Origin of the sequence: Streptosporangium sp. NPDC049248, assembly GCF_040678965.1 — a bacterium.
GTDB lineage: Bacteria > Actinomycetota > Actinomycetes > Streptosporangiales > Streptosporangiaceae > Streptosporangium > Streptosporangium fukuiense.
In genome coordinates, this window is the sequence record NZ_JBFAQY010000009.1 from 117216 (window position 1) to 142438 (window position 25223).

A 25223-nucleotide genomic window follows, 5' to 3' on the forward strand; every position below is an offset into this window, starting at 1 on the left:
ATCGCGTGCGACGCTATTTCGGCCGGAAGCTGCTCGTGTACGGGCTCACCTTCCTCGTGGCCGTCACGATCAACTGGATGATCCCGCGCTTCATGCCGGGAGACCCGGTCCAGAGCATGCTGGCCAGGGCCAACGTGTCACAGCCCGCCGCCGTCGAGGCGATGCGCGCCCACTACACGAGCCTGTTCGGGCTCGACCTGCCGCTCTGGGAGCAGTACGGCAACTTCTGGGCCGCGCTGTTCCGGGGTGATCTGGGGACCAGCATCTGGTTGTTCCCCACCCCGGTGACCGACGTCATCATCCGGGCGGTGCCGTACACGCTGGCACTGCTCATCCCGTCCATCCTGCTCAGCTGGTGGGCGGGCAACAGGTTCGGCGCCTTCGCCGCCAGGCGCAGGTGGCTGGACAACACCGCGCTGCCGATCGGGTACGTGCTCACCGCGACGCCCTACATGTGGCTGGCGATCCTGCTGGCCTGGGGGCTGGGCATCGTGGCGGGGATCTTCCCCGTCTCCGGCGGCTACAGCTTCGCCATGCGGCCCAACTGGTCGTGGGAGTTCGTCGGCAACCTGGCGCTGCACTGGTTCCTGCCGTTCGTCTCGCTCTTCCTCGTCGCGTTCGGGGGCTGGGCGATCGGCATGCGCAACATGATCATCTATGAGCTGGAGGCCGACTACTCCACCTACCTGTCCTCGCTGGGGGCCTCGCGGCGGCTCATCCGGCGCTACGCCTTCAGGAACGCGGTACTGCCGCAGATCACCGGCCTGGCCCTGCAACTCGGCGTGCTCGTGGCCGGAGCCCTGGTCACCGAGATCGTCTTCTCCTATCCGGGGCTCGGCCACCTGATCCTCCAGGCGATCCAGAACCAGGACTTCTTCCTGCTGCAGGGGACCTTCCTGTTCATCGTGGTGGGCGTGCTGGTCGCCAACTTCATCATCGACATCGTCTACGTCCTGGTCGACCCGCGCACCAGGACCGGGATAGGAGGGGAGGCCGCATGACCGGCATCTCCGCGAACCGGCCCGCGGCCGAAGGAGGCGGGGCGTCATGACGGTCGTGCCCACCGGGCGCAACGAGGCCCTGTACTTCGCGCTGCGCAACGGGAAGCTGCTGGCCGGACTGGTCGTGCTGGTCCCGCTGCTCGCCCTGGCGGCCGCCGCCCCGCTGATCGCGGGGGGCGACCCGAACGCCTACGTCGCCACCCCGGCCTCGCCCCCCTCGGCCGAGCACTGGTTCGGCACCACCATGTTCGGCCAGGACGTCTTCGCCCAGTTCGTCTACGGCCTGCGCGTCACCTTCACCGTGGGGGTGCTCGGCGGCGGGCTGGCCGCGATCATCGGGATGGCGATCGGCTTCACCGCCGGATACCGGGGCGGCCTGGTCGACGAGGTGCTGAACATGCTCACCAACATCGTCCTGGTCCTGCCCGCACTGGCGGTGCTGCTGATCGTCAACGCCTACCTCGGGGTCCGCAGCGTCGGCGTGCAGGCGCTCTTCATCGGGCTCACCTCCTGGCCGTGGGCGGCCAGGGCGATCAGGGCCCAGACGTTCTCGCTGCGCTCGCGCGACTTCGTGGACCTGGCCAAGCTCAGCGGCGTGCGCACCTGGAAGATCATCACCAGGGAGATCGCGCCCAACATGAGCTCGTATCTCTTCATGACCTTCATCCTGCTGTTCGGCGGGTCGATCCTGATCGCCGCCTCGCTGGACTTCATCGGGCTCGGCCCCAGCGAGGGCGTCTCGCTCGGCCTGATGCTCAACAACGCGGCCCGCTGGAGCGCCCTGCACCTGGGCATGTGGTGGTGGTTCATCCCGCCGGGAGCCGGGATCACCGCCATCGTCGGCGCCCTGTACGTGATGAACGTCGGCCTGGACGAGGTCTTCAACCCGAAACTGCGGGAGCTGTAGATGACTCTGCGTGTGGACGACCTGAGGGTCCACTACCGGACTCTGCGCGGCGAGGTGAAGGCGCTGGACGGCGTCAGCTTCGGCGTCGGCGACGGCGAGATCCTCGGCCTGGCCGGCGAGTCCGGCTGCGGCAAGACCACCCTCGGCAAGAGCCTGATCAGGATGGACGGCCGGATGCGGCTGGCCGGAGGCACCGTCTCGCTGGACGGCGCGGAGCTGCCCATCGGCGACGACCGGCGGATGAACCCCTTCCGCTTCAAGCGGGTGTCGCTCATCCCGCAGTACTCCATGAGCGCGATGAACCCCACCCGCAGGATCGGCAGGATGATCACCGAGCTGCTCGCATCCAGGGGCGAGAGCGTGGACACGGCCGAGCTGGAACGCCGGCTGGACCTGGTGGAGCTGCCCAGGGACATCCTGGGGCGCTACCCCATCGAACTGTCCGGCGGGATGAAGCAGCGGATGGTGATGGTCATCTCCACGCTGCTCGACCCCTCCCTGCTCATCGCCGACGAGATCACCTCCGCGCTGGACGTGTCGACCCAGAAGGCCGTGGCCAGGACCCTGGTGGAGTTCCGGGACCGGGGTTTCGTGCGCAGCATGATCTTCGTCACCCACGACATCTCGCTGACCTACCAGATCGCCGACACGATCATGGTCATGTACGCGGGGAGGCTGGCCGAGAAGGCCCCCGCGAGCGTGATCGTCAGCGAGCCGCGTCACCCGTACACCCGAATGCTGATCTCCTCGCTGCCCGAGGTCGGGGTCCGCCACGCGGAGCGCAGGCTCTCCGGCATCCCCGGGCGGCCGCCCTCGCTGCTCGATCCGCCGCAGGGCTGCCGGTTCAGGGACCGCTGCCCGCTGGCCTTCGACAGGTGCGCCGAGGACCCCCCGCCCATCGAGGTCGCTCCCGGCCACCACGTCGCCTGTTGGAAGGCATGATGCTGAGTCTCGAAGGGGTCACCAAGACCTACCGGGTGGGTGCCTTCGGCGCCGCGACCCTCACCGCCGTCGACGACGTGAGCCTTGACCTCGCGCCGGGGGAGGTGGTCTCCCTCATCGGCGAGAGCGGCAGCGGCAAGACGACCCTCGGCAAGACGGTCCTCGGGCTGCTCGCCCCGACGCGGGGCAGGATCACCCTCGACGGGGCCCCCGCGCGGCCGGGAAAGGCGTACTACCGGCACGTGCAGGGCGTCTTCCAGGACCCGTTCAGCTGCTACAACCCGGTCTTCAAGGCCGACCGGGTGGTCAAGATGATCAAGGACGAGTACTTTCCCGGCGTCGCGGCCTCCGAGTGGGAGGGCAGGATCGAGAAGTCGCTCAAGGACGTCGGCCTCGACCCCGGGCAGGTCCTGGGCCGGTATCCGCACCAGCTCAGCGGTGGCCAGCTGCAGCGCCTGCTGATCGCCAGGGCGCTCCTGCTCGACCTCAGATACCTCGTCGCCGACGAGATCACCAGCATGCTCGACGCCTCCACCAGGATCGACGTGCTCAACCTGCTCGCCGACCTGAAGTCGCGCGGCCTCGGGGTGCTGTTCGTCACCCACGACCTGTCGCTGGGCAACTACATCAGCGAGCGGGCCGTGGTCCTGTACCGGGGGCAGGTGGTGGAGTCCGGTCCCACCGCCGCGGTGTTCGGCAACCCCCTCCACCCGTACACGATCAAGCTGCTGTCGTCGGTGCCGAGGCTCACCGCCCGGTGGGACGGCGGCGATCCCGCCGTCCCCGCCGAGGAGGTCTCAGCGGGACCCTCCACACTGCTGGAGGAGGAACCGGGGCACTTCGTCCGGCGAGGCGACACCACACCGACAAGGAGCGTGAGTTGACGACGGTTAGGGCGGTAAGGGCGCTACACGAGGGCTGGACCCTGCGCCAGGTGGGGGGCGGGATCTCCCGCGTCCCCGCCACGGTGCCGGGGTGCGTGCACACCGATCTGCTGGCCGCCGGGCTGATCGAGGACCCGTACCTGGACGACAACGAGAACCGGCTGACCTGGATCGGCCGCTCCGAGTGGGACTACGAGACGGTCTTCACCTGGAGCGCGGACGGGCACGAGCGCGCCGACCTGGTCTGCGAGGGCCTCGACACGGTCGCCACGGTCGTCCTGAACGGTGTGCGGGTCGCGGCCACGGCCAACCAGCACCGTTCCTACCGCTTCGCGGTGCGGGAGCTGTTGCGCGAGGGCGAGAACACGCTGCGGGTCCGTTTCGCCTCCCCGCAGGCCTACGCCGAGGCGCGCCGGGCCGAGCTGGGGGAGCGGCCCGGCGCCTATGCGGCGCCCTACCAGTTCATCCGCAAGATGGCCTGCAACTTCGGCTGGGACTGGGGTCCGGCCGTGGTCACCTCCGGCATCTGGCGGCCGATCGGGCTGCACGCCTGGAGCGGGGCCAGGCTGGCCTCGGTACGGCCGCTGGTGAGCGGGGACGGGCGCGTCGAGGTGCACGTCGCGGTCGAGCGCGCCACCGACGCACCCCTCACGTTGACCGCGCAGGTGGCCGGAATCTCCGTGCAAACGGTGCTGGCCCCCGATGAGCACGAAGCCGTCCTCACCCTCGCCGTGCCCGAGCCCCGGCTGTGGTGGCCGCGTGGCTACGGCGCGCAGGACCGCTACGAGCTGGTGGTAGGCCTCGGGGAGGAGACCTGGAGGGGCCGGATCGGGTTTCGCGACGTGCGCCTGGACCGCACCGGCGAGGGATTCACCATCGTGGTCAACGACGTGCCGGTTTTCGCGCGCGGCGTCAACTGGATCCCCGACGACTGCTTCCCGGCCCGCATCACCCGCGAACGCCTGGCCGAACGCCTCGGCCAGGCCGTCGAGGCGAACGTCAACCTGCTGCGGGTCTGGGGCGGCGGCCTGTACGAGAGCGAGGACTTCTACGACCTGGCCGACGAGCTGGGCCTGCTCATCTGGCAGGACTTCCCGTTCGCCTGCGCCGCCTACCCCGAGGAGGAGCCGTTCGCGAGCGAGGTGGAGGCCGAGGCGCGCCAGAACGTCACCCGGCTGTCCTGGCGCCCTTCACTGGTGCTGTGGTGCGGCAACAACGAGAACCTCGAGGGCCACGCCGACTGGGGCTGGCGCGAGGAACTGGGGGAGAAAAGCTGGGGGGCGGGCTTCTACCACGACCTGCTGCCCTCGGTGGTGGCCGAGCTCGATCCCACCCGCCCCTACTGGCCGGGCAGCCCCTACTCCGGCGCCCCCGGCCTGGCGCCCAACGACCCCGCGCGCGGCACCGTGCACATCTGGGATGTGTGGAACCGCGAGGACTACACCCGCTACGGCGACTACCGCCCCCGCTTCGTCGCCGAGTTCGGCTTCCAGGGGCCGCCCGCCCACGCCACACTGCGCGGCTCGGTCTCCGACGATCCGCTCACTCCCACCTCACCCGGCGTACTGCACCACCAAAAAGCGCACGAGGGCGACGCCAAGCTGCTGCGCGGCCTGGGCGAGCACCTGCCCCGGCCGGAGGGCTTCGACGACTGGCACTACTGGACCCAGCTCAACCAGGCCAGGGCGATGGCCTTCGGTATCGAGCGTTTCCGGGCGCTGGCACCTTACTGCGCGGGCACGATCGTCTGGCAGCTCAACGACTGCTGGCCGGTCACCTCCTGGTCGGCCGTCGACGGCGCCGGGCGGCGCAAGCCGCTGTGGTACGCGCTGCGCCGCGCCTACGCCGACCGCCTGCTCACCGTCTGCGACGGCGCCGTGGCCGTGGTCAACGACGGCCCGCAGCCCTGGGCGGGCGAGCTGGAGCTGCTACGGCTCGGCCTGGCAGGAGAGCCGCTGGCCAAGGAGACGATCGTGGTCGAGGTGGCGGCGCGCTCGGTGGCCAGGGTCGGGCTCCCGGACTCGGTGGCCGTCCCCGGGGACCCGTCCGCCGAGCTGCTCTCGGTGCGGCTGGGCGAGCACCGGGTGCTGCGCTTCTTCGCCGAGGACCCGCGAGTGGCCTTCCCGGTGGCCGCCTACGACACCGAGGTCGTCCCCGTGGCCGGTGGCCTGGACGTCACCGTCACCGCCCGGACGCTGCTGCGTGAGCTGGCCCTGTTCCCCGACCGCCTCGATCCGGCCTCCTCGGTGGACGACATGCTGCTGACCCTGCTTCCCGGTGAGAGCGTCACCCTGCACGTGACGGGCTCGCCCGATCCGGCCGCCCTTGTCACCCGCCCGGTGCTGCGCTGCGTCAACGACCGAACGTACCCCGGGCCGCCCGGATGGGCGGCCCGGTCACGAGACGGTCAAACGGAGCGGTGACCTCCGGAGATCACCCGGCGGCTCGCGTCCGGTGAGGACGGGCCCGCACACGCCGCGGTCGGTGAGCCCGTTAGGCTTGACGCGCACATCCGACGACGCCGAGAGAGATCATGAAGACCTTCGAAGAGCTGTACGCCGAGCTGTCCGACAAGGCGCGCACCCGGCCCGCGGGCTCGGGCACCGTGGCCGCGCTGGACGCCGGAGTCCATGCCATCGGCAAGAAGGTCGTGGAGGAGGCCGCCGAGAGCTGGATGGCGGCCGAGCACGAGTCGAAGGAGCGGGCGGCCGAGGAGATCTCCCAGCTCCTCTACCACGTGCAGGTCCTCATGATCGCCAGGGGGATCGGACTGGACGAGGTCTACAAGCATCTGTGAGCCGGTGCGCCCGGCTCCCGGTTCGTAGGCAGATCCCGTCCACACGTAAGGAACCCAGCCATGCTCCGTATCGCCGTACCCAACAAGGGCGCCCTCACCGAGGCCGCCCAGACGATCCTCAAGGAAGCCGGATACCGCGCCCGCAAGGACAGCAAGGAGCTCGTGGTCGTCGACCCGGAGAACTCCTGTGAGCTGTTCTTCCTGCGGCCCAAGGACATCGCCGTCTACGTCGGCGAGGGCACCCTGGATGCGGGGATCACCGGCCGCGACATGCTCCACGACTCCGGGGCGCAGGTCGAGGAGATCATCCCGCTCGGCTTCGGCCGCTCCACCTTCCGCTTCGCCGCGAACCCGGGAGACTTCGTCTCCGTCGCCGATCTCAAGGGCAGGCGCATCGCCACCTCCTACGCGGGCCTGCTGGAGTCCTACCTGGCCGAACAGGGCGTCGACGCCCGGGTGATCAAGCTGGACGGCGCCGTCGAGACCGCCATCCGGCTGGGCGTGGCCGACGCCGTGGCCGACGTGGTGGAGACCGGTACCACGCTGCGCAACATCGGCCTGGAGGTGTTCGGCGAGCCGATCGCCCGCTCCGAGGGCGTGCTGATCAAGCGGATCGGCGCCGTGGAGACCCCGGGCCTGCAGCAGCTCGTCCGCCGTCTGCAGGGCGTGCTGATGGCACGTGACTACGTGATGATGGACTACGACATCCGCGCCGAGCGGATCGAGGAGGCCATCGCCCTCACCCCCGGAATGGAGGGCCCCACGGTCTCTCCGCTGCACCGGGAGGGCTGGGTCGCGGTCCGGGCCATGGTCCCGCGCAGGGGGCACCAGCAGGTCATGGACCAGCTCTGGGAGATCGGCGCCAAGGCCATCCTGGTGACCGCCATCTTCGCGTGCCGGATCTGACCCGCTTCCGCGCCAGGCTGTGTCCGCATATCTGACAAATGTCATCTCCAAACCCGGAGAAGCGGCACTAAGGATTCCCGCCGGGCACTCCTAGCGTTGGGGCATGGACGCCATCGCCCTCACAGACGTGAGCAAGAGCTACGGCAACGTGCTCGCCGTCGACGGCCTGAACCTCGCCGTCGAGGCGGGCCGGACCGTCGCCCTGCTCGGCCCCAACGGGGCCGGCAAGTCGACCTCGATCAACATGATGCTCGGCCTGATCCGCCCGGGTGGGGGCCGTGTCGAGATCCTGGGAGGCTCCCCCGAGGCGGCCGTCGCCCGGGGTGAGGTCGGGGCCATGCTGCAGAGCGGTGAGCTCATCGGTGAGCTCACGGTCAGGGAACTGGTCGACTTCGTCCGGCGGCTCTACCCGGAGCCGCTCGGTCTCGACGAGATCCTGCGGGTGGCCGACCTCACGGAACTGGCGCGGCGGCGTGCCGACAAGCTGTCCGGCGGGCAGGCGCAGCGGGTCAGGTTCGCCCTGGCCATCGCGGGCGCGCCCAAACTGCTGGTGCTGGACGAGCCCACCGCGGCCATGGACGTGGAGTCGCGGCTGCGGTTCTGGAAGAGCATTCGCGAGTACGCCGCCGAGGGCCGGACGGTCCTGTTCGCCACCCACTACCTGGAGGAGGCCGACGAGAACTCCGACAGGGTCATCGTGATCACCCGGGGGCGGGTCGTGGCCGACGGCACCGCCGCCCAGATCAAGGCGGGGATCGGCGACCACGTCGTCCGCTTCACCCTGGGCGGGCAGCCGGTCGCGGGGCTGGACGGCCTGCCGGGCGTCTCCGCCGCGGAGATCTCCCAGGACGTCGCCACGCTGCGCACCGCCGACCCCGACGCCACCGTGGCGGCCCTGTACCGGGGCACCTCGCTGGAGATCCGCGACCTCAGGATCATCGGCGCCGACCTCGAAGACGCCTTTCTCGCCCTCACCCGGGAGCCCTGATGCCGAACTACGTCAAGATCGAGATCCTGAGGATGCTGCGCAACAGGCGCTACATCATCTTCGTGGTGGGCTTTCCCGTGGTGTTCTACCTGATCTTCTCCGGCATCTGGGGCGCCCAGACGGATTCCGGCGGGGTACGGGCCGCCGTCGTCCTCATGGTCTCCATGGCCGCGTACGGGGCGATCGCGGCCTGTCTGATGAGCACCGCCGTGCCGTGGGCGCAGGAGCGGCAGTCCGGCTGGCTCCGCCAGCTTCAGGTCACCCCGCTGCCCGGCTGGGCGATCATCGTCACCAAGCTGATCGCCTCGCTGCTGCTGGTGCTGCCGTCCATGGTGCTGGTCTGCCTGGCCGCGGTCCTCACCCAGGGCGTCCGGCTGCCGGTGGGGGAGTGGCTCGTGCTGATTCCGGCCCTGTGGATCGGCGCCGTGCCGTTCGCCGCGCTCGGCCTGCTGCTCGGTTCGCTGCTGCCCGCGGACGCCGCCCAGTCGGCCGCGATGATCAGCACGTTCGGGCTGGCGATCCTGGGCGGGCTGTGGTTCCCTGTGGAGATCATGCCCGAGGCCATGCAGAGCGTCGTGCACGCGATGCCCTCCTTCTCCTACGCCGACATCGGCCAGCACCTCGTCGCCGGCGGCGCGGCGCCGCCGTCCGCCGTGCTGACCGTCGTGGCCTGGGCCGCGGTACTCGGCACCGCCGCGGTGTTCGCCTACCGCAGGGCACTCGCGCGCGCATGATGCGCGTCTCCGCGCTCACCTTCGGCGGGGCGGGTGAGCGCCCGTCCCGCCTCCGGCGGCTGTCGGGGATCTCCATCGGCCTGGTCTACCTGTGCTTCCCGGTCCTGGAGATCATCACCGGCGAGGTGTCCGGGGTCAGGGCCGTCTGGGGAGGCGTCGGCCTGGCCGCCTTCGTCGCCTGCTACATCGCCACGGTGCTGAGCCCGAGGAACTTCGGTGACCCGACCCGCCTGACGTACTGGCTGCTGGGGGTGACCACGCTCCTGGGGATCGGTCTGGCGGTGGCCTTCGGCGGAGGCTGGCTGACCCTGCCGATCTACCTGGCCGTGGTCTACGGCATGGCGCTGCGTCCCCGGCTCTCGGTGGCCGGTGTTCTCGCGATGGGCCTCGCCGTCGCGCTGATCGGCCTGCTGAAGGAGCACGACCCCGGCACCACCCTGGTGCTCGTCTTCCAGGTCATCACGCTCGGTGTCCTGTTCATGGGGGTGCGCAACACCCGGATGCTGGTGGCGAGGCTCCGCCAGGCGCAGGAGGAGGTGGCGCGGCTGGCCGCGAGCGAGGAGCGGCTGCGCATCGCCAGGGACCTGCACGACCTGCTCGGCCACAGCCTGTCACTGATCGTGCTGAAGAGCGAGCTTGCCGGGCGGTTGGCGGAGAGCGGCTCGGAGCGGACCGTGGCCGAGATCCGCGACATCGAGTCGGTGGCCAGGCAGGCGCTGGTCGAGGTGCGCGACGCCGTCACCGGCTACCGCCAGCGTGGCCTCTCCGGCGAGCTGGACGGTGCCCGCGCCGCCCTGGAGGCCGCCGGGACGAGGCTGACGATCCGGCTCGCGGGCACCCCGCTGCCGGACGCGCTGGACGAACTGCTGGGCTGGGCGGTGCGGGAGGGCGTCACCAACGTCGTCCGGCACGCGCGGGCGACCCGGTGCGAGATCGAGGTGACCATGGACGAGGAGGCCGCGGCCCTGAAGATCGTGGACGACGGACGCGGCGCGGCCTCGTACGGGCCGGGCAGCGGGCTGACCGGGCTCACCGAGCGGGTGCGGGCGGCCGGCGGCACGATGTCCGCCGGGCCGCAGCCGACCGGCTTCGCCCTCAGGGTCACGGTGCCGCACGCCGAGACCTCCCGCCCGCCGACGAGAGGGGTTCGATGATCCGGGTGCTGCTGGTGGAGGACCAGGCGATGGTGCGGGGCGCCCTGGCCTCGCTCCTCGGCCTGGAGCCCGACATCGAGGTGGTGGGAGAGGCCGCCGACGCCGGGGAGGCGCTCGCGGTGGCCCTGCGGACCCGGCCGGACGTCGCGCTGCTCGACGTCGAGATGCCCGGCGACGACGGCATCACCGCCGCCTCGCGGATCCGCGAGGCGCTGCCCGGCTGCCGGATCATGATCCTGACCACCTTCGGCCGCCCCGGCTATCTGCGCAGGGCGATGGAGGCGGGCGCGATGGCCTTCCTGGTAAAGGACAGCCCGGCCCGGGAACTGGCCGCCGCCGTCCGGCGGGTCCGCGGCGGCGAGCGCGTCATCGACCCCGGCCTGGCCGCCGCCGCGCTCAGTGCCGGCCCCAACCCGCTGTCGCCCCGCGAGCGTGACGTCCTGGTCGCCGCCTCGGGCGGTGCCAGCATCGCCGACATCGCCGCGCACCTGCACCTGTCGGAGGGTACGGTCCGCAACTACCTCTCCTCGGCCATCCGCAAGACGCACGCCCGCAACCGCATCGAGGCCGTCGAGCGCGCCCGCACCCAGGGCTGGCTCTGAGCCGGGTTCACGAGGAGAGCGCCGCGGCCTCCTCGGCCTCGATCTGCTCGTTCCACTCGCGCTTGGTGGAGCGCCAGGCCTCGTCGTCGCGGCCCAGGCGCCAGTAGCCCGAGATGGACAGCCGAGCCAGCGGGACGCCGCGCTCGGTGCGCAGGTGGCGCCTGAGCTCGCGGACGAAGCCCGCCTCGCCGTGCACGAAGGCGTGTACGGTGCCGTCGGGGAAGTCCAGCTCGCGGACCGCCCGGACGAGCCGCTCACCGACCGGGCCCCCCTTGCGGTGCAGCCAGACGATCTTCACGTCGCCCGGCGAGTCGAGGAGCTGCTCCTCCCGGGCGTCCTCGACCTCGATGAAGGCCCAGGCCCGCGCCCCGGCGGGGAGGCGTTCCAGGGAGGCGGCGATGGCCGGCAGCGCGCTCTCGTCCCCCGCGAACAGGTGCCAGTCGGCCTCCGGGTCGGGGGCGTAGGCCCCGCCGGGGCCGAAGAAACAGATCTCCTCACCCGGCTGGACCCGGTCGGCCCACGGTCCGGCGAGGCCGCTGTCACCGTGGTGGACGAAGTCGATCGTCAGCTCGCCCGCGTCGGCGTCCCAGCGGCGGACGGTGTAGGTGCGGGTGGTGGGCCACTGCTCGCGGGGCAGGTCGCGGCGGATCGCCTCCATGTCGAACGGCTGCGGGTAGCTCACTCCCGCCGGGGCGAACAGCAGCTTCAGGTAGTGGTCCGTGTACTCGTCCGCGCGGAAACCGGCGAGCCCCGGGCCGCCGAGCACCACCCGGATCATGTGGGGGGTGAGCCGCTCGACCCGCTGGACCCGGCCGCTCGTCACCTTGCGCGCGGTTCTCTCGTCTGCCATATGTCACTCCGGGGAAGTCGAAGTTAGGTGAACCTAACTCGTACCATACGTCACCAAAGGGGAGTTATGGGGGCCGCCACCCGATCTGCCCCTTCCGGGGCGGCGATGATCTCACGGTCCGCCGTCGCGGAGCCGGCGGCCGCTGTTATGAATCTACATCGTAAAGGCGCTGGCGCCGGTGCGGAGACCCCTGCTCCGGGTGCCCGTGCCTCAGTGCCGCATGGACGCGACCTGGCGGATCAGGTCGGAGACCCGCACGATGCCCATGCAGCGGCCGACCTCGTCGGTGACCACCAGGTCGTCGTAGACGCGCTCGGCGTCGCGGCCCGCGACCTGCATGGCCGCGATGGCGGTGGTCGTCCTGGGGACCGCGCGGGCGGGGTCGGCCAGCCGCCCGGCGGGTTTCCTGCCGTGCAGGGCGTGGCCGAACCGGCCTGAGATCGACAGCAGGAAACGGCTGCGGTCGAGGCTGCCCCTGGGGCGCTGGTACTCGTCGACGAGGACCACGCTGGTGATGGACGGCTCGCCGCCGAAGGCGTCGATCGCGGCTTCGGCGGTGGCCTCGTAGGGGAGGGTCACCGCGGGCAGCAGGAACTCCTGGACGCGCGGACCGAGGGTGAAGCGGGACGGCTCCTGTTCGACGAGCGGGAGTGGTACGTGCACCCGGCCGGACGGGCCGGGGGCCAGCAGCGGACCCTGTGCGAGCCGGACCCCCCAGCCGCGGAGCGCGGAGAGCTGTGCCTCGTCGCGCACGCCGGGGGCCAGCACGTGCGCGCCCGCTTCCCTGGCGAGCCGGGCCAGCCCCTCGCCGATGGCGGTGCGGCGCGGGTCGCGGGGCACCTGGGCGATCAGGTCCGGGGAGATCACCGCGAGGTACGGCGCCGCGTCGGCGAGAAGGTCCAGCGGGATGTGCCCGGTGCCCAGGTCGCCCACCGCGAGGAGGTAGCCGATGGCGCGCAGGCCGTCCAGGCCGACGATCAGGGAGCGGCGCTCGAACTGGGCGAAGTCACCCCGTACGGTGAGGATCACCTCGCGGGGACGCCGCCCGGACGCGCGGAGGGCCTCGTGGAGCGGCGCGAGCGCGGCCGTGCCGCCGATCACCGCGGCCGTCGGCAGGGTCAGCACCAGCGGGAGCAGGGTCTCGCCGGCGGCGGCGGCGTCGTGCACGGTCTGGATCGTGGTGGAGATGTTCCCCCGCCCCGCGCCTCCCGCCTGGAGCGCGATGACGCCTCCGGTGTCGAGGTCGACGACAGGCGTGAGGCTCGTGGGGGCCGCTGTGGAGTCCTGCGGGTTGACGTGCGCTCTGGTCGTCACGTTCAAAGGATGGGGGTTCCTTTGGCGCTGCAGAAGCAACGCGCAGCGATGTTCACTGATATTTCGCCATCCGTTGGACTTGTCCAGCGCGATCGTGTGTTCCGTGAGGTCAGCCGGTAGTGTCGCGTTTCATGACGTCGCGACCGGCCAAGGGGGGAGGCCGCTGGGTCTCGGTGGCACCCGACCGCCTGAACCGCTGGATCGACGGTTTCGTCGACAGGCACGGGCCGCCGCGGGTGACCGCCTCGGCCTCCGAGGTACGCCTTGAGGGTGCGGACGGCGCGGTCGCCGAGTGCCGGGTGCCGTTTCCGCCGCTCGTCCAGGCCGGGGGCGGCCCGCTGGCGCGTCTGGTCACCCACGTGCGCACCGAGCGCAGGGTCGGGGTGCTGCTGGTGCGGCTGGGTGGACACGCGGCGGGGATCTTCCAGGGAGCGGAGCTGCTCTCCTCCAAGGTCGGCTCGCGGCCGGTGCACGGGCGCAGCGCGGCGGGCGGCTGGTCACAGCGGCGCTTCGCCCGGCGCAGGGAGAAGCAGGTGGACCAGGCGCACGAGGCGGCGGCCGAGGTGGCGCTGCGCGTCCTGGGGACGCGGGTGGAGGAGTTGGAGGCGGTCGTGCTCGGCGGTGACCGGCGCGCGGTCGACGCGCTGCGCTCGGACCGCAGGCTCGCCCCGGTCTTCGCGCTGGAGGCCGAGCCCTTCCTGACGGTTCCCGATCCGAGGCTGGTGGTCCTGCGGGACACCCCCGCGCAGTTCCGCGCGGTCCGTATCAGGGTGAGCGATCCCACGTAATCCAGGAGAGCCGGGTCGTCGCCGCGCCGTACACTGATCGGTATGCGCACTCCCGATTGACCGTCGTCCCGATGAAGGCGAGACGGCCGAGCCGAGAGCCGGGAGACACAGGGCGCGGCGGGTTCGGCCACAGTGAAGTGAGCCTGTGTATTTCCTGCTGGGAGTGTTCTCCAACCATGATCGTAGCTTCTGACATCGAACTGCGGGCCGGGGCCCGCCTGCTCATCGAGGGCGCGTCGTTCCGGGTGAACCCCGGCGACAAGATCGGGCTCGTCGGCCGCAACGGGGCCGGGAAGACCACGCTGACCCGGGTGCTCGCGGGAGAGGGGGCGGCGGCCTCGGGCACGGTCTCCATCAGCGGGGAGGTCGGTTACCTGCCGCAGGACCCGCGCACCGGTGATCTGCACGTGCTCGCCCGCGACCGCATCCTGTCGGCCCGCGGGCTGGACGAGGTGCTGCGTGAGCTGCGCGAGGCCGAGTTGGGCATGTCCTCGGCGGACGATCGCACCAGAGACCGTGCCGTGCGCGCCTACGGGCGCCTGGAGGACCGGCTGCACGTGCTGGGCGGGTACGCCGCCGAGTCGGAGGCCGCCTCCATCGCCTCCAGTCTGGGGTTGCCGGACCGGGTGCTCGGCCAGCCGTTGGAGACGCTCTCCGGGGGGCAGCGCAGGCGGGTGGAGCTGGCTCGAATTCTCTTCAGCGGGGCAGAGACTCTCCTTCTTGACGAGCCGACAAACCACCTAGATGCTGACTCAATCGGGTGGCTTCGTGATTTTTTACGATCTCACCAGGGCGGCTTGATCATTATTAGCCACGACGTGGGGCTTCTTGAAGCGACGGTAAACCGCGTCCTGCACCTCGACGCCAACCGCGCGGTGATCGACACCTACAACGTCGGCTGGAAGGCCTATCTGGCCCAGCGGGAGACCGACGAGAAGCGCAGGAGGCGCGAGCGCGCCAACGCCGAGAAGCAGGCCTCCGCCCTGATGTCGCAGGCCGACAAGATGCGGGCCAAGGCGACCAAGGCCAAGGCCGCGCAGGACATGCAGCGCCGTGCCGAGCGCCTGCTCTCCGGCCTGGAGGTGGAGCGGCGCGGCGACAAGGTCGCCAAGCTGCGCTTCCCCCAGCCGGCTCCGTGCGGGCGTACCCCGATCATGGCGGAGGGGCTGTCGAAGTCGTACGGCTCCCTGGAGGTCTTCACGGACGTCGACGCCGCCGTGGACAGGGGGAGCAGGGTCGTGATCCTGGGGCTGAACGGCGCGGGGAAGACCACCCTGCTGCGCATTCTGGGGGGTGTCGAGGAGCCCGACACCGGGGCGGTCAAGGCCGGCCATGGGCTCAAGCTGGGCTACTACGCGCAGGAGCACGAGACGATCGACCCCGGCCGCAGCGTGCTGGAGAACATGCGCTCTGCCGGGGGAGAACTCCCCGATGTGGAGTTGCGCAAGGTTCTGGGCTCGTTCCTGTTCACCGGCGACGACGTGGACAAGCCCGCGGGGGTGCTGTCGGGCGGCGAGAAGACGCGGCTGGCGCTGGCCACGCTGGTGCTGTCGGCGGCCAATGTCCTCCTCCTCGACGAGCCCACGAACAACCTCGATCCGGCCAGCCGGGAACAGGTTCTTTCGGCACTGAAGTCCTATTCTGGGGCGATTGTGCTCGTCACGCATGATGAGGGTGCTGTAGAGGCTCTACGACCCGATAGGGTGATCTTGCTACCTGACGGAGTTGAAGACGCATGGAGCGACGAATTTTCCGATCTTGTGGCACTTGCCTGATCTTAATTTGAGCGGGTACGGATCTTTTCCCGTGGAGTAGGTAGCCGATCTCGCTGAAATGACTGATCATGGCGTGTGTAACGCTGCGGAAGTCTGGCACTACAGGAGGTACTCGTGGCCGAGACTCTCAAGAAGGGCACCCGGGTTACCGGGGCCGACCGTGAAAAACTGGCCTCCGATCTCAAGAAGCGCTACAGCGCGGGTGAAAGCATCCGTGCTCTGGCCGCTTCGACCGGCAGGTCGTACGGGTTCATCCACCGCATCCTGAGCGAGTCCGGTGTGACTCTGCGCGGGCGCGGTGGCGCCACCCGGGGCAAGTCCAAGCGCTGACTCCGCCTCGGAACGCGCGACCGCAGCCGCTCGTCCCCCACACGCCGAAGCCGTTCCCGCCCGGGCCTATAGAACCTCATTCTGGAGAGTCGATAGGCTCGGGCGAGGCGGAGACGGAAGGTGGGAGAACGGGCGATGGTGGAAGTGGCGTTCGGGGGGAGTGCGGAGGAGATCTCTCTGAAGGAGGTCGGTCTGCGCTACGAGGTGGACGGCGAGATCGCGACGATCACGCTGGACCGTCCGGAGAAGCGGAACGCTCAGACGTTCGCTACCTGGTCGGCTCTGGCTCATATCGGTGACAACCTGCCGCAGCAGGTGAGGGTCGTCGTGATCAGAGGTGAGGGGCCGTCCTTCTCGGCGGGGATCGATCTGAGGATGTTCACCCCGGAGGGGGTGCCAGGGCAAGGGGCGTTCACGTCCCTGGCGACACTCGACGAGACGACTTTCGTCGATCGGGTGGCGGCTGCCCAGCGGGGTTTTCTCTGGCTGAGACGTCCCGACATCGTCTCCGTGGCGGCCGTGCAGGGCCACGCGGTCGGTGCGGGGTTCCAGCTGGCGCTCGCCTGTGACCTGCGGGTCCTGGCGGACGACGCCAAACTGTGCATGAAGGAGCCGGCCCTCGGGCTGGTTCCCGACCTGACCGGCACCAAGCCGCTGGTCGAGCTGGTGGGCCTGTCCCGGGCCATCGAGATCTGTCTGACCGCCCGCGTCGTGGGGGCGCAGGAGGCGGCCAGGATCGGCCTGGCCGAACTGGTCGTCGCACCGGGGGAGCTGACGGAGGCCGTGCGCGACCTGACCGCCGCGCTGCTGGCGACCAACCGTGACGCCGCGACGGCGACCAAGCGGCTGCTCCAGGGGGCTTCGGGGCGCACGCTGGAGGAGCAGGCCGCGGCCGAGGCGCGCGAACAGGAGGCGCGCATCAAGGCGCTTTTCGGGTAGGTCATCGAGCTTCCAGGCGGCCCGTCATGTTCGGCGAGGAGACCGCCGGGCGGGTGAGTCGCCGCCCCGTCGCGGCTCCCGGCTGCGAAACGGCCGGGGCCCGGCCGCCGCCTGTGTCGGCGGGGAGAGGCGGGAAGCCGCCCTTGTCTCGGGCGGGCCGGCGATGTTCGCCTCAAGCTGACGAGGGAATGGGCGCGCCTCTCCCGGTGCTCGCATCGGGAGAGGAGGCCAGATGGCGATGATGGGTGGGGGCTTCGGTCCCCAGATGATGCGTTCGCTCCGGCGGGACAGCTCGGTGACCAAGGAGCGTCTGACACCGGGCACGATCCGGCGCATCGCCCGCTACGCCAGACCCTTCTCGCGGCATATCGCCGCCTTCCTCGCGCTGGTCGTGGTCGGCTCGGTCATCGTGATCGCCAACCCGCTGCTGATGAAGGCGATCATCGACGACGGCATCGCCGCCAGGCGTCAGGGGGTGGTGATCGCCCTCGCGCTGGTCATCGCGGGCCTGGCGGTCGCGGACGCGGTGCTCACCCTGGCCCAGCGCTGGTTCTCCGCGCGGATCGGCGAGGGTCTCATCTACAACCTGCGCACCGAGGTCTTCGACCACGTCCAGCGGATGCCGGTGGCCTTCTTCACCCGCACCCAGACCGGTGCCCTGGTCTCCCGGCTCAACACCGACGTCATCGGCGCCCAGCGCGCCCTGACCAGCACGCTGTCGTCGGTCGTGGCCAACGTGGTCATGCTGGTGCTGGTTCTCGGCGCCATGCTGGTGCTCTCCTGGCAGATCACCCTCGTCGCCCTCGTGCTGTTGCCGATCTTCGTCTTCCCCGCCAAGTGGGTCGGCAGGAAGATGTCCGGGCTCACCCGTGAGCAGATGCAGCTCGACGCCGAGATGAGCTCCATGATGACCGAGCGGTTCAACGTCGCCGGTGCGATGGTCGCCAAGCTGTACGGCCGCCCGGCCGACGAGGCCGCCTCCTTCGGTGGCAAGGCGGGGCGGGTGCGCGACGTCGGCGTCACCGTGGGCATGTACGGGACGGTCTTTCGGGTCGCGCTCGGCCTGGTGGCGGCGCTGGCCACCGCCCTGGTGTACGGCCTGGGCGGCCTGCTGGCCGTCTCCGGCGTCTTCGAACTCGGCACCCTGGTGGCCCTCGCCGCCCTCCTGATGCGCCTGTACGGCCCGCTGACGAGCCTGTCGAACGTGCACGTGGACGTGATGACCGCGCTGGTCAGCTTCGACCGGGTCTTCGAGGTGCTCGACCTGCGGCCCATGGTCGCCGAGCGGCCCGACGCCGAGCCCCTTCCCGAGGGGCCGGTCTCGGTGGAGTTCGACGACGTCCGGTTCAGGTACCCCACGGCCTCGGAGGTGTCGCTGGCCTCGCTGGAGGCGGTGGCCCGCCCCGACACCGGGCCGGGCCACGAGGTGCTGCGCGGCGTCACCTTCACCGCCCGCCCCGGCCAGATGGTCGCCCTGGTCGGCCCCTCGGGAGCGGGAAAGACCACCATCACGGGCCTGGTCTCGCGCCTCTACGACGTCAGCGAGGGCGCGGTGCGGATCAACGGCCTGGACGTGCGCGAGGCCACCCTGGCCTCGCTGCGCGACACCGTGGGGGTCGTCATGCAGGACGCCCACCTGTTCCACGACACCATCGGGGCCAACCTCCGCTACGCCAGGCCCGGGGCGAGCGAGGAGGAGATCTGGGAGGCGCTGCGGGCCGCCCAGATCGCCGAGTTGGTGCTGGACCTGCCCGAGGGGCTGGAGACCGTGGTGGGCGACCGGGGCCACCGGCTGTCCGGTGGTGAGAAGCAGCGGCTGGCCCTGGCGAGGTTGCTGCTCAAGGCGCCCCGGGTGGTCGTCCTCGACGAGGCCACCGCGCATCTGGACTCCGAGTCCGAAGCCGCCGTCCAGCAGGCGCTGAAGATCGCGCTGGCCGGGCGCACCTCGCTGGTCATCGCCCACCGGTTGTCCACGATCCGCGAGGCCGACCAGATCCTGGTGGTCCAGGACGGCCAGATCGTCGAGCGGGGCCGGCACGAGGAACTGCTGAGCAGGGGGGCGGTCTACGCCGAGCTCTACCGGACTCAGTTCAGTCAGGCGTCCTGACTTCGTCCGCGGCGCCGGCGGCGCGCCTTCGAGTGGCTCTTCCAGCGTGAATGGTGTAGATCATGGGGGCGTGGAAGACCGGCTTAGACGTGATGACCTGACCGACGACGAGTGGACACGGCTGGCGCCGTTACTGCCCGCTCACGCCAGGCAGGGGAACCGGTGGGCCGATCACCGCACGATCATCGACGGAGTGTTCTTCCGGACCAGGACCGGCTGCCCCTGGCGGAAGCTGCCCGAGGCCTACGGCAAGTGGAAGACGGTCTACAACCGGCACCGCCGCTGGTGCCAGGACGGCACCTGGGAGACGATCCTGGAGGCGCTGCCGGGCGCCCCCGTCCGGCGGCCGGCCCCGCCCGGGGACATCCGTCCAGGTGCGAGGTTCGAGGTCGCCAACTGGTGAGCGGTTGACGGAGGAGAACGCGGGCCGGCGTCAGGACGAGGGGAGGTAGCCCAGGCGGGTGAGCTCCTCGCGGGCCACCTTGGCCACCAGTTCGGCGTCCTGGCCGCGCAGGCGGGTACGCCAGACGCCGACCTTCGGCATGTTCCGGCCCAGCAGGGCGATCCTGGGGACCCGCGTCTCCAGGAAGCGGGAGAGCTCGCCGGTGGCCTCGGCCGGGGAGGAGACCAGGTCCTCGTAGCGCAGGGTCAGCAACTGCTCGCGGGGCAGCTCCTGGCGGAGCGAGGCGGCGAGCCGGACCGCGCTGCGCCAGCGCAACGCGCACTTTCCCGCGGTGGGCATCGCCTTCCAGCGTTCGCGGTGCTCGCCGGAGCTGACGCCGAGGAAGGGGTTGGGAAACTCCGTCTCGTCGCTCAGCATGGCCGGTTTGAACCAGGTCAGGGAGGCGGGGTCGGCCAGCATGTCGGCGGCCACATCCCGGCCGTCCCTGATCAACTGGACGAAGCGGGCGTCCGGAAAGGCCTGCAACAGCACCGAGGCGCTGTAGAGCAGGTCGGGGCTGGCATCGCCGAAGCGGGCCACCGAACCCGGGGTCGCGCAGGGGCCCGCTCCGGTCACGCCGCCCGCTTCCCGGCACGGGGCCGGGCACTCCTCGCAGGCGCCGGGGACGATCTGCCAGGACTCGGCCAGGGCGTCGCGAAGCACGCGGGTCGCGCCCATGCCCCGCCCCGCGATCGAGGGGCGCCGGGCGAAGGCGTAGACCACGTGCGCCACCGCCGCCCGTCCCATGGTGACGTGGAACCCGGGGGAGCGTTTCAGGGCACGGGCCAGCAGGTCCGCGCCAGAGTGCGGGGCGGCGAGCACGAACACCGGGTGGCGGACCTTGATGCCGTTGACCACCAGGATGTGAGGTGGAGGTCGCATATGAAAGCCCAGTGTGGCACCGTTTGGGGAGTGAACGAACCTGCTGCCGCCATCCCGGTTCCGCCCTCGCCGCGCCCGGGTGACACCGTGGCGGTGGTCGCCCCGTCAGGGCCTCCCGATCTCGGAAGGCTGGCGCGCGGCGTCCGCGTCCTGGAGGGGCTCGGCCTGAAGGTCGTCATCGGGGCCCATGTCCTCGACCGGGACCGTTACCTGGCGGGCTCCGACGCCGATCGCGCCCGTGACCTGCAGGACGCCTGGTGCGACCCCGCGGTGAGCGCGGTGTTCTGCGCCCGCGGCGGCTACGGTGCCACCCGGACCCTCGGCCTGCTGGACTGGGACGCGATGCGGGCCGCCGACCCCAAGGCGCTCGTCGGCTCCAGCGACGTCACCGCGCTGCACCGCGCGTTCGCCGTGGAGCTGGGCGTCGCCTCCTGGTTCGGGCCGATGCCGGCCTGTTCCACGATCAGCGACCCGGAAGGGCCCGAGCCGCGCACCTTCGAGAACTTCACGGCCGCCCTCGCCGGGACGCCGCCGCCGGTCACCGGTGACCGGGTGATCGTTCCCGGCGAGGTCACGGCGCCGGTCACCGGCGGTAACCTCAGTCTGCTGGCCGCGCTCTGCGGCACGCCGTACGCGCTGTCGGCCCGGGGGCGGATCGTCCTGCTGGAGGACGTCGACGAGGCGCCGTACCGGATCGACAGGATGCTCACCCAGCTGCTGCAGGCGGGGGCGCTCGACGGAGCGGCCGGGTTCGTCCTGGGCTCCTGGGTCGACTGCGGCGCCCCCTACCCGGTGCTGGAGGAGCTGCTCGCGCCGTTCGGGGTACCCGTCATCGCGGGGCTGCCGATAGGGCATGGAGCGCCACAATTTTCGGTATTGCTTGGGGCACTTGGTGCTATTGATGCAAAATCGTGCTCTCTGACCTACTCAACAGGGGGCGTCGACAAGGCACTCTAGGTGCGAACCTAGGAGGAAACCGGCAGAGGGGGCGCACGCGTGAGACTGTTCCGGCGGCACCGTGACCGGCGAACCGAGGCGCTGCCGCGCCCGATCGAAGAGGTCGATCTCGACTCCTTGCTCGCCCTGGTCGCGGACAGTCTCGGCTACGCCTGCGCCTTCGACCCCGGTGGCGGCGCGCTGACGCTCACCGGCCCGCGCCGGGTCGTGGTGCGACTGGCGGGGCTGCGCGCCGAGGCGCTGAGGCGCTCCCGCGAGGACTGGCCGGTGCTCGTCTCCGAGCACCTGGCCCACGTCCTGGCCACCGCCGACGAACCGCTCGACGCCTGCGACCTGGACCAGGTGCGCCCGATGCTGCGGACCCGCATCCAGCTCGACGACGACCTCGACCCGGCCCGCGTGGTCGGCCGCCACCTCACCGCCGACCTGGTCGAGGTGCTCACCATCGGCTACGGCCCCGCCGGTCGCCCGGTCCGCCCCGAGGAGGTCGGCTGCTGGCCGATCACCGCGGCCCAGGCGCTCGATGTGGCCCTGGAGAACGCCCGCCAGGACGAGCGGCTCTCGGTGACGGAGGGCGACCTCGGCGGCGTGGCGGTGCGCAGGCTGACCGGACCCACCGCCGGCGCGGCCGCCCACCTGCGCAGGCTGGGTGACTACCTGCCCGTCCCCTCCGACGGGGTCCTCGTCGCGCTGCCCGACCCGGCGACGCTGATCGTCCATCCGGTCGAGGGCATCGGCGTGGTCCGCGCGATCGAGCGGCTCCGGCTGTTCGCCCAGCGGGAGTTCGATCTGCGTGCCGAGGCGCTCAGCCCGCAGGTCTACTGGTGGCACGGCGGCCGCCTCTCCCTGATCAGGGCCGACCTGGTCAGCCAGGACGGACAGACCCGGCTGGTGGTCGCGCCCCCGCCGGACTTCGCGCGCGTCCTGGCGGCCATGGCGGCCCGTCCGGAGAGCCGTCCCGACGGTGAGTCCGGCGACGGCTGATACGCCGCCCACCCGAGGCCGAGGCGGCGTGAGCGCGCCTCGGCACCGTTTGCGGTGCGGGGACGATGTCGGCCGCCGGCCGTTCGCCAGGGCGACCGCGAACGCGAGAGGATGTGTCCCGCCCCTCCACGCCCACCTCGGTGGCCGCCGCTCCCTTCCCGGATCGGCCCGTGCCCCCGCCCGCGCCCTGACCGTGGTCGCGAGATGGGGCATGATGAGGTCTGGATCTACGAGGAGTGGGACATGGCGCAGTGGTGCCTCGGTGTCGATCTGGGGACGAGTTTCTCCGCCGGGGTGATAGCGGCCGAAGGGCGCTTCGACGTCCTGGAGGTCGAGGGAGAGCGGCGTATCCCCTCCGCCGTCATGCTGGACGAGCGGGGGACGCTCGTGGCGGGCAGGATCGCCCAGCGGGGCATCGCGATCAGCCCCGAGCGGGTCGAGCGTAACCCCAAGCGCTACGTCGGCCGGGGCCGGATGCTGCTCGGCGGTGTCCCGGTGGACGTCGCCGACACCATGGCGGCGCTGCTGGAGCTGTTCGTCAGCGAGGGACGGCGGCGCTTCGACGGCGCCGATCCCGACTGCATCGCGCTGACCCATCCGGTGGCCTGGGACGCCGACCGTAAGGCGGTGCTGCTGGCGGCGGCCAGGAAGGTCGTCAGCGGCGTGCGGATCGTGCTCATCGACGAGCCCGTCGCCTCGGCCCGCTACTTCGCCTCCGCCGGGCGGGCGGACGGCGGATCGCGGCTGGCCGTCTACGACCTCGGCGGCGGCACGTTCGACGCCGCGGTGCTCACCGTGGACGGCGGTGACTTCGCGGTCGTCGGCGAGCCGGGCGGCAGCGACGAGATCGGCGGCGAGGGGTTCGACGAACAGGTCTTCGCGTTCCTCGGAGCCCAGATCGAGCGGCTCGACGCCGACTGGTGGCAGCAGGTGACCACCAACCCCGAGCGCCGCTACGTCAGCTACGCCGCGGACCTGCTCAAGATGGCCAGGGAGGCCAAGGAGACGCTGTCGAAGTTCGACACCTCCTCGCACTACGTGGTCGGCATCAACGAGGACGTGCACATCACCAGGGCCGACCTGGAGGACCTCATCGGTGAGGAGATCGTCAGGACGGTCGACATCCTGGACGAGACGATCCGCGGCGCGGGGGTCGAGGCCGGCGAACTGGCCGCGGTGTTCATGACCGGCGGCCCCAGCCGGATGCCGCTGGTGCAGAAGGCGGTACGCGAGCGCTTCGGCGACCGGGTGCGGACCTACGACGACCCGAAGATCGTGGTCGCCTACGGCGCCGCGCAGTTGGCCTGGAAGCTCAAGGTCGAGCACCACGAGCCCGGCGCGGCGGGCCTTTCCGGCCCGGGACAGGCGTCCAGTGCTCCCGGTGCTCCCGGCGTCGCCGGCACGGGGCAGCGGGCCTTCACCGGCCCGGTGGCGAGTCCTGCGGGCCCGGTGGCGGCCGCAGCGGCCGTGGGCCACCACACGCCCGGTGCGCCGGCGGTCGTTCCGACCGGTGGACACCGGGCCTTCACCGGTCCCGAGGGCGGTGCCACCGGAGGCCACCGGGTGCTCACCGGTCCCGAGGGCGGTGCCACCGGAGGGCACCGGGGGCCCGGCGGCCGGTCCGCGGGCCGCGGGGGCGCGGCGGGCGGCGACGGGCCCAGCGTCCAGGGGATCGAGAAGGTGATGGACGGCGTGCTGGAGGCGCGCGTCGAGACGGGTCAGGTCTTCGTCCACCAGGCCTTCGAGCAGGGCCACCTGCTGCGCAGGCTGGACGGGATCGAGGGCCGCTACGACCGGGAGCTCGGCTTCGGCAGGCTTGTGGAGTGGGCCGCCTCCAGTGAGGGGGTCGTGGCGGTGGAGCAGGTCGGGCCCGCGCAGGTGCTGGTCCGCGCGCTCACCCGCGACCTCGCCATCCGCGCCACCCACCCGCTGCAGATGTGGGGAAACCCCACGGTGATCGCCCACGGCCGTACGGCGTGGGTCTTCTTCCACTCCCGCCAGGTCGTCGGTGTCGACGCCTCGATGGGCCTGCCCTGGGGGGAGACCGGCCAGCTGGCCATGATCGAGCTCGACCTGGGCGGCGGTTTCGCCTTCCAGGCCCCCCAGCCGCGCGAGCTGGGCCCCTACGCCCAGTGGTTCCTGAACGAGGACAACAGGCTGCGCCGGCTGCTCGATCAGGAGGCGCCCAGCGGCACCGAGCCGTCCTCCTCGGTGGGCGCGCCGGGCTGCACCGTGGTGCTCGGGCAGTTCAGCAGCAACAAGCCGATGTTCCAGAATCGGCACCAGGACTTTCGGCCGTGGCAGGTGCTGTGCCTGGTCGACCCCGGCGGCGTGGTGCGCCCGACGGTGCGCGAGCCGGGGCGCGGCTGGCTGCACCAGGTGGTCCTGCACCGGGGCAGGTGGTTCACCTCCGGCTCGGCGGGGCTGGAGGCCGACACGGCGGACGGCAGGACCAGGCTGGTCATGCCGCGTCCCCGGGGCGGCGCGCTGCGCTGGTTCTCCGCGGGCAACGAGATCTACGCGGTCGGCACCGACCAGGTGAGTCCCGCCAGGGGCTGGTCGGTCGGGATCTTCGACCAGCGTTCCCAGACGCTGGAGTTCCTGATGGGCAAGCAGTCGGCGACCCTGGCGGGCCACCTCACCTCCCGCCACCGCTGGGAGCGGCCGAGGCTGGTCGCCGACGGCGACTCGATGTGGATGACCATGCAGGACGCGGGCCGCAGCAGGCTGCTGCACATCACCCCGGGCGGAGCGCGGGAGGTGCATCGCACGCCGGGGATGTTCGAACCGGTCGCCCGGGTCGCCACGGGCCTGCTCTGCCTGCACCGCCCCGACGACGCCACCGGCGCCGCCCGCGACCGGCCCGCGACCCTGGTGCACCTGCCGCTCTGACCCGTTCTCGCCCCTGGCCTCGGCCAGGGGCGAGAACGGACATGAGAG

The 25223-nt window shown here is 71.1% G+C and carries 23 protein-coding genes; 20 read left to right on the forward strand and 3 right to left on the reverse strand.

What is annotated here, in order from left to right; translation table 11 throughout:
• The first annotated feature begins 5 nt into the window (after positions 1 to 5).
• The 11 genes from AB0K21_RS18780 to AB0K21_RS18830 all read left to right on the forward strand — a co-directional run bounded on the left by AB0K21_RS18780 (position 6) and on the right by AB0K21_RS18830 (position 10915).
• Positions 6 to 1001 carry an ABC transporter permease gene (locus tag AB0K21_RS18780; protein WP_343972257.1) on the forward strand — a complete coding sequence of 332 codons (996 nt, stop codon included), beginning with the start codon at positions 6 to 8 and terminating at the stop codon, positions 999 to 1001.
• A 46-nt stretch (positions 1002 to 1047) separates the two neighbouring features.
• Entirely contained in the window at positions 1048 to 1908 is an 861-nt protein-coding gene (locus tag AB0K21_RS18785) for an ABC transporter permease (protein ID WP_364151401.1), read from the forward strand.
• Positions 1909 to 2850: an ABC transporter ATP-binding protein gene (locus tag AB0K21_RS18790; protein ID WP_364151404.1), complete on the forward strand. Its 942-nt coding sequence runs from the start codon at positions 1909 to 1911 to the stop codon at positions 2848 to 2850. It abuts the gene before it with no gap.
• Positions 2850 to 3734 (forward strand): ATP-binding cassette domain-containing protein, encoded by an 885-nt coding sequence (locus AB0K21_RS18795; RefSeq protein WP_343972336.1) that lies wholly within the window; start codon positions 2850 to 2852, stop codon positions 3732 to 3734. The genes AB0K21_RS18790 and AB0K21_RS18795 overlap by 1 nt, the downstream gene beginning before the upstream one ends.
• Positions 3731 to 6157: a glycoside hydrolase family 2 protein gene (locus tag AB0K21_RS18800; protein WP_364151407.1), complete on the forward strand. Its 2427-nt coding sequence runs from the start codon at positions 3731 to 3733 to the stop codon at positions 6155 to 6157. The genes AB0K21_RS18795 and AB0K21_RS18800 overlap by 4 nt, the downstream gene beginning before the upstream one ends.
• A gap of 110 nt (positions 6158 to 6267) precedes the next feature.
• Positions 6268 to 6531 carry a phosphoribosyl-ATP diphosphatase gene (locus AB0K21_RS18805; protein WP_030904803.1) on the forward strand — a complete coding sequence of 88 codons (264 nt, stop codon included), beginning with the start codon at positions 6268 to 6270 and terminating at the stop codon, positions 6529 to 6531.
• A gap of 60 nt (positions 6532 to 6591) precedes the next feature.
• Complete coding sequence (gene hisG / locus AB0K21_RS18810) at positions 6592 to 7437, forward strand: ATP phosphoribosyltransferase (protein WP_343972271.1); 846 nt, start codon at positions 6592 to 6594, stop codon at positions 7435 to 7437.
• 103 nt (positions 7438 to 7540) lie between these two features.
• Positions 7541 to 8425 carry an ABC transporter ATP-binding protein gene (locus tag AB0K21_RS18815; RefSeq protein ID WP_343972274.1) on the forward strand — a complete coding sequence of 295 codons (885 nt, stop codon included), beginning with the start codon at positions 7541 to 7543 and terminating at the stop codon, positions 8423 to 8425.
• Entirely contained in the window at positions 8425 to 9159 is a 735-nt protein-coding gene (locus AB0K21_RS18820; RefSeq protein WP_343972277.1) for an ABC transporter permease, read from the forward strand. Before AB0K21_RS18815 ends, AB0K21_RS18820 begins: the two co-directional genes overlap by 1 nt.
• On the forward strand, positions 9156 to 10313 hold the full coding sequence (locus tag AB0K21_RS18825; RefSeq protein ID WP_364151413.1) for a sensor histidine kinase: 1158 nt from the start codon (positions 9156 to 9158) through the stop codon (positions 10311 to 10313). Before AB0K21_RS18820 ends, AB0K21_RS18825 begins: the two co-directional genes overlap by 4 nt.
• A complete protein-coding gene (locus AB0K21_RS18830) occupies positions 10310 to 10915 on the forward strand; it encodes a response regulator transcription factor (protein WP_364151416.1) in 606 nt (201 codons plus the stop codon). Before AB0K21_RS18825 ends, AB0K21_RS18830 begins: the two co-directional genes overlap by 4 nt.
• A gap of 7 nt (positions 10916 to 10922) precedes the next feature.
• Here the strand turns inward: AB0K21_RS18830 and AB0K21_RS18835 are convergent, their stop codons facing one another.
• Positions 10923 to 11765 carry a siderophore-interacting protein gene (locus AB0K21_RS18835; protein WP_343972286.1) on the reverse strand — a complete coding sequence of 281 codons (843 nt, stop codon included), beginning with the start codon at positions 11763 to 11765 and terminating at the stop codon, positions 10923 to 10925.
• A gap of 210 nt (positions 11766 to 11975) precedes the next feature.
• A complete protein-coding gene (locus tag AB0K21_RS18840) occupies positions 11976 to 13079 on the reverse strand; it encodes an EAL domain-containing protein (protein ID WP_364151420.1) in 1104 nt (367 codons plus the stop codon).
• 131 nt (positions 13080 to 13210) lie between these two features.
• Between AB0K21_RS18840 and AB0K21_RS18845 the strand changes: the two genes are divergently transcribed.
• From AB0K21_RS18845 to AB0K21_RS18870, 6 genes are all read left to right on the forward strand, one after another.
• On the forward strand, positions 13211 to 13867 hold the full coding sequence (locus tag AB0K21_RS18845; RefSeq protein ID WP_364151423.1) for an acVLRF1 family peptidyl-tRNA hydrolase: 657 nt from the start codon (positions 13211 to 13213) through the stop codon (positions 13865 to 13867).
• Between the two features lie 176 nt (positions 13868 to 14043).
• Positions 14044 to 15642 carry an ABC-F family ATP-binding cassette domain-containing protein gene (locus AB0K21_RS18850; protein WP_343972296.1) on the forward strand — a complete coding sequence of 533 codons (1599 nt, stop codon included), beginning with the start codon at positions 14044 to 14046 and terminating at the stop codon, positions 15640 to 15642.
• 114 nt (positions 15643 to 15756) lie between these two features.
• Complete coding sequence (locus AB0K21_RS18855; RefSeq protein ID WP_030904785.1) at positions 15757 to 15972, forward strand: helix-turn-helix domain-containing protein; 216 nt, start codon at positions 15757 to 15759, stop codon at positions 15970 to 15972.
• Between the two features lie 135 nt (positions 15973 to 16107).
• Positions 16108 to 16911, forward strand: a complete 804-nt coding sequence (locus AB0K21_RS18860; RefSeq protein WP_343972312.1) for an enoyl-CoA hydratase/isomerase family protein — start codon at positions 16108 to 16110, stop codon at positions 16909 to 16911.
• Between the two features lie 232 nt (positions 16912 to 17143).
• Positions 17144 to 19018, forward strand: coding sequence for an ABC transporter ATP-binding protein (locus AB0K21_RS18865; RefSeq protein WP_343972315.1), 1875 nt, complete (start codon positions 17144 to 17146; stop codon positions 19016 to 19018).
• 70 nt (positions 19019 to 19088) lie between these two features.
• The gene (locus tag AB0K21_RS18870; RefSeq protein ID WP_343972318.1) at positions 19089 to 19421 is read left to right on the forward strand and encodes a transposase; all 333 of its coding nucleotides are present in this window, start codon (positions 19089 to 19091) and stop codon (positions 19419 to 19421) included.
• A gap of 30 nt (positions 19422 to 19451) precedes the next feature.
• Here AB0K21_RS18870 and AB0K21_RS18875 read toward each other — a convergent pair whose 3' ends face one another.
• Entirely contained in the window at positions 19452 to 20342 is an 891-nt protein-coding gene (locus tag AB0K21_RS18875; RefSeq protein WP_343972320.1) for a sulfotransferase, read from the reverse strand.
• Between the two features lie 30 nt (positions 20343 to 20372).
• On the opposite strand from AB0K21_RS18875, the gene AB0K21_RS18880 reads away from it, so the two are divergent.
• The 3 genes from AB0K21_RS18880 (at position 20373) to AB0K21_RS18890 (ending at position 25175) form a co-directional block, all read left to right on the forward strand.
• Positions 20373 to 21299 carry an LD-carboxypeptidase gene (locus AB0K21_RS18880; protein WP_343972322.1) on the forward strand — a complete coding sequence of 309 codons (927 nt, stop codon included), beginning with the start codon at positions 20373 to 20375 and terminating at the stop codon, positions 21297 to 21299.
• A gap of 39 nt (positions 21300 to 21338) precedes the next feature.
• A complete protein-coding gene (locus tag AB0K21_RS18885) occupies positions 21339 to 22283 on the forward strand; it encodes a hypothetical protein (protein WP_343972324.1) in 945 nt (314 codons plus the stop codon).
• A gap of 204 nt (positions 22284 to 22487) precedes the next feature.
• Positions 22488 to 25175, forward strand: coding sequence for an Hsp70 family protein (locus AB0K21_RS18890; RefSeq protein WP_364151431.1), 2688 nt, complete (start codon positions 22488 to 22490; stop codon positions 25173 to 25175).
• The last annotated feature ends 48 nt before the right edge of the window (positions 25176 to 25223 follow it).